This window comes from Sulfurovum sp. bin170 (assembly GCF_010892395.1).
GTDB lineage: Bacteria > Campylobacterota > Campylobacteria > Campylobacterales > Sulfurovaceae > UBA1140.
The window spans coordinates 1-3,594 of the sequence record NZ_JAACKB010000164.1 but is presented as its reverse complement, the minus strand read 5'-3'; the positions used below and the strand labels follow the sequence as shown (position 1 = coordinate 3,594).

General features: G+C 35.8%; 5 protein-coding genes. All 5 read left to right on the top strand.

Going from position 1 to position 3,594, the window contains the following annotated elements:
• The first annotated feature begins 213 nt into the window (after positions 1–213).
• The 5 genes from GSY74_RS03885 to GSY74_RS03865 all read left to right on the top strand — a co-directional run bounded on the left by GSY74_RS03885 (position 214) and on the right by GSY74_RS03865 (position 3,521).
• Positions 214–561, top strand: a complete 348-nt coding sequence (locus GSY74_RS03885) for a ferredoxin-thioredoxin reductase catalytic domain-containing protein (protein ID WP_164663795.1) — start codon at positions 214–216, stop codon at positions 559–561.
• 85 nt (positions 562–646) lie between these two features.
• A complete protein-coding gene (locus GSY74_RS03880; protein WP_164663794.1) occupies positions 647–994 on the top strand; it encodes a rhodanese-like domain-containing protein in 348 nt (115 codons plus the stop codon).
• Positions 995–1,131: 137 nt separating this feature from the next.
• Positions 1,132–2,241 (top strand): succinyl-diaminopimelate desuccinylase, encoded by a 1,110-nt coding sequence (gene dapE, locus GSY74_RS03875; RefSeq protein WP_164663793.1) that lies wholly within the window; start codon positions 1,132–1,134, stop codon positions 2,239–2,241.
• Between the two features lie 21 nt (positions 2,242–2,262).
• Complete coding sequence (locus GSY74_RS03870) at positions 2,263–2,487, top strand: hypothetical protein (RefSeq protein ID WP_164663792.1); 225 nt, start codon at positions 2,263–2,265, stop codon at positions 2,485–2,487.
• A 2-nt stretch (positions 2,488–2,489) separates the two neighbouring features.
• Complete coding sequence (locus GSY74_RS03865; RefSeq protein WP_164663791.1) at positions 2,490–3,521, top strand: sensor histidine kinase KdpD; 1,032 nt, start codon at positions 2,490–2,492, stop codon at positions 3,519–3,521.
• The last annotated feature ends 73 nt before the right edge of the window (positions 3,522–3,594 follow it).

Genomic DNA, 3,594 nt, shown 5'->3' with positions numbered 1-3,594 from the left:
TCTATATATTTCAGAATTTCTGTTAATTGACTTGCTAGTTCCTCTTTTTTGCTATCTTATATCTTCAACATAGAGAGTTTCTCAAGATTTTCTAATACTCTGTTGTCTATAGTCACACTAATCCTTTTATATTTATGATTTTAGTTTGTGGCATTATATATTAAAAGAGTTTAAGATAATATATACTTAATAAATTAGAACTAGGAGTTAGATATGCTACAACAGTTAGATATGAGTTCAGTAAGGTTTTTACATGAGTTGGAGAAGACTAAAAAATTTACAGATAAAGTCTGTAAACAGTTTGGTTGGGAGTATCATCCTATGCATGATGTTAATGAGGGTGTGCAGTTAGGTTTGGCAAGACATAGACTTCTCTATGGAAAACGATTTTGCCCATGTTATATGGTAGAGCCTGATGAGCAGAAACCAGGGAGATACAGAAGTGTTGATAATCGTGTCTGTCCTTGTCCCCAAGCGATAGAAAAAGAGGTACCAGAAGAGGGTAAATGTCACTGTGGAATCTTCTGTACACCAGAATATGTAAAAGAGCATACACTATAAAAGTGATTAATATTCCTGTTTATTATAAATTTTATGTATAATTGTATATTACAAAATACAAATATACTACAAAGGTTAAATTTATATGAATGAATTATTAAATAAGAGTGTTGTCAACTCAAGTGAGTTAATAGCACTTTTAGAATTAAGAGAGAAGGGTGAAGCTGACTTTATTCTCGTAGATGTACGAGAGCAGATGGAGCATGACAGAAGACATATTAAAGGTGTTGATATGTTGAAACCTACCTCTCTGTTTCAATCTTGGGGAGAAGCTTTTCTCAATGAGAACAGAGACAAAACAGTTATTTTCACTTGTAGAACAGATTATCGTAGTGGTAATATTCAAAGAGCCTTTCAAGAAAATGGTATGAAAAATGTGCTGAACCACTCTGGTGGAATTGTCTCTTATAGAGGTGAAATCTCTAAAGCATAATTTTTTAGGAAACTTCTTGCAAAATTAGGAAACGAAAACTTTAGTTTCGTCTTTTTCGGGGCTGAAGCCTCCGATTCCAAATGTGTTTTCCAAGAAATCTAATGTATAATTTCAAAAAATTATAAAGTGATATGAAAATGGAAAAAAGATTAGATACTATAGACCTATTTCTAAAACTACTTAGTGCAGAGTCCATTACACCTGATGATGGTGGGCTACTTACATATATCGAAAACTACTTATCAAATTTTGAAGCAACATGGATTAATGAGGGTGGAGTTAAGAACCTATTTTTGACCAAAAAATTTGGTGAAGGAAAACATCTCTGTTTTGCAGGTCATGTGGATGTGGTTCCCGCTGGTGAAGGGTGGGAGACCAATCCTTTTGTGCCTATGATAAAAGATGGCTATATCTATGCCCGTGGTACGCAAGATATGAAGAGTGGTGTGGCAGCTTTTGTTCAGGCTATTCGTGATATGGATGATGAGTTCTCTGGGCGACTTTCTCTGCTTTTGACCTCTGATGAGGAGGGTGATGGCACTTATGGAACACAGATAGTCTTAAGACACCTTGATGAGATAGGACTGTTGCCTGATTATTGTATTATCGCTGAACCTACTTGTGAAGAGGTCTTTGGCGATGCTATCAAGATAGGAAGACGAGGCTCTATCAACGGATATTTGACGCTCAAAGGGAAACAGGGACACGCAGCCTATCCTGAAAAATCTATAAATCCTATTCATGACATCTCCTCTATATTGGTTCAGATTGCAGGGCATGACCTAGATAATGGAGATGATAATTTTTCACCTAGTAAGATAGTGCTTACTGATATTCGCTCTGGTATGGAGGTGACAAATGTGACACCTAATGATTTGAAATTAATGTTCAATGTGCGGAACTCTACAAAAACAACACAAGAGAGAGTAAAAAGTTTTATAGCTGAAAAGTTTGATGGGTTGGATTATGAGCTAAGATTAGAGCAGGGTTCCTATCCGTTTGTGACCAATAGAGAGTCATATATTGTGGATGAGTTGAGAGATGCGATACGAGAAGTAACAGGTGTAGAGACTAAGCTTTCAACGGTTGGAGGTACTAGCGATGGGCGACATATAGCTCCTTATGGGATAGAAGTTGTGGAGTTTGGTGTTATAAATGATAGGATTCATGCATTAAATGAGCGAACTTCTATAGAAGAAGTGGAAACTCTTTATAATATTTTTGTTAAGATAGTGAAACAGTTTTAATAAAAAATTAAGGATAAGAAAATGCAACTAGATATAACACAGAATCAAGAAGAGTTTAACTCCGAAGATGCAAAAGCAGAAATCAATAGGCTCCTAAGAGTATATCGTGTAAAAAAAGATGATTTGGAGTGGGCAGATGATGATTGGGAAGTGAGTGAGATTCAGGAGGAGCTAGATGGTTACGCTAGAGAGATTAAGATTTTAAAATCACAAGTTCGAAAGCATGAGCAGTCAGTTGGGGTTTAGTATTGAGATATGAGAGACCAACTCTAACCGAATATGTTATTGTTAAATTTGTTACAATCTTTATTTTTGTAACAGCTCTCTACTCTCTAGCTATTTTTTTCACTCCTAGTGAGTATCAAAATCCCCTGTTTCATATAGGGATTTTTCTTTTATCTCTTATCTTTATATTGAGTTCAGTTTATGTTGTTTCTAAGAGTATAACTAAAGAGCTTAAAAGAGTTGAAGAGTATCTCTCTGTAGAAAACAGTTTTAATGAAAAAATCTCCAAAGCTTCTTTTCCTACTAAAGAGTTTGCCCTCATAAATATCAAGCTTATTCAACTTTTGCGAAAGATGAAAAAAAGAGATAGAAAAAAGCGAAAATATACAGCTAAGATAAAGCTAAAAAATCGCCAACGCTCTGATATGCTCTCAGCTATCGCTCATGAGTTTCGTAATCCAATTGCAGCGATAATGGGATATGCTCAGACCCTCAACGATGATGAAGATATTCCTCCAAAACTCCGTCAAAGATTTTTATCTAAAATTTATAATAATGGTGAGAAGATAGAGGAGCTTTTGGGTCGTCTGCTTCTTTGGAACCGTTTTGAGAGTGGTGAGCAGAAGTTGCAGTTGAGTAGGTTTGATATACAACCACTTATAGCAGAGGTTGCTATGAATTTAGAGGATAGATATAAAACTCGTGAGATTTCTGTAGATGAGACCTCTCTATTTGTTAGAGCTGATAAAGCATTGATGGAGATTGTGTTAAAAAACCTTATTGAGAATGCTCTAAAATACTCTGATGAGCTTGTAGAGGTGAAGATAGAGGAGGGTAGAGTTATCGTTATAGATAGAGGAGTCGGTATATCTGCTGACAATATTGACAAGGTAACTAAAAAGTTCTTTCGTACAGAGGAGCATTCGTGGGATAACTCAATGGGCTTAGGACTTGCTATCGTTAAACAGATACTAAGACTTCATGAAACTCTGCTAGATATTGAGAGTGTAGAGGGCAAAGGCTCTTCGTTCTCTTTTCTTCTCTCTAGCACATGAACTCAAAATGAGGATTGAGATGCCAAGTATAAAGAAGTTAGTAAATTTGTTCAGAAGTAGGTCGGGTTGCCCT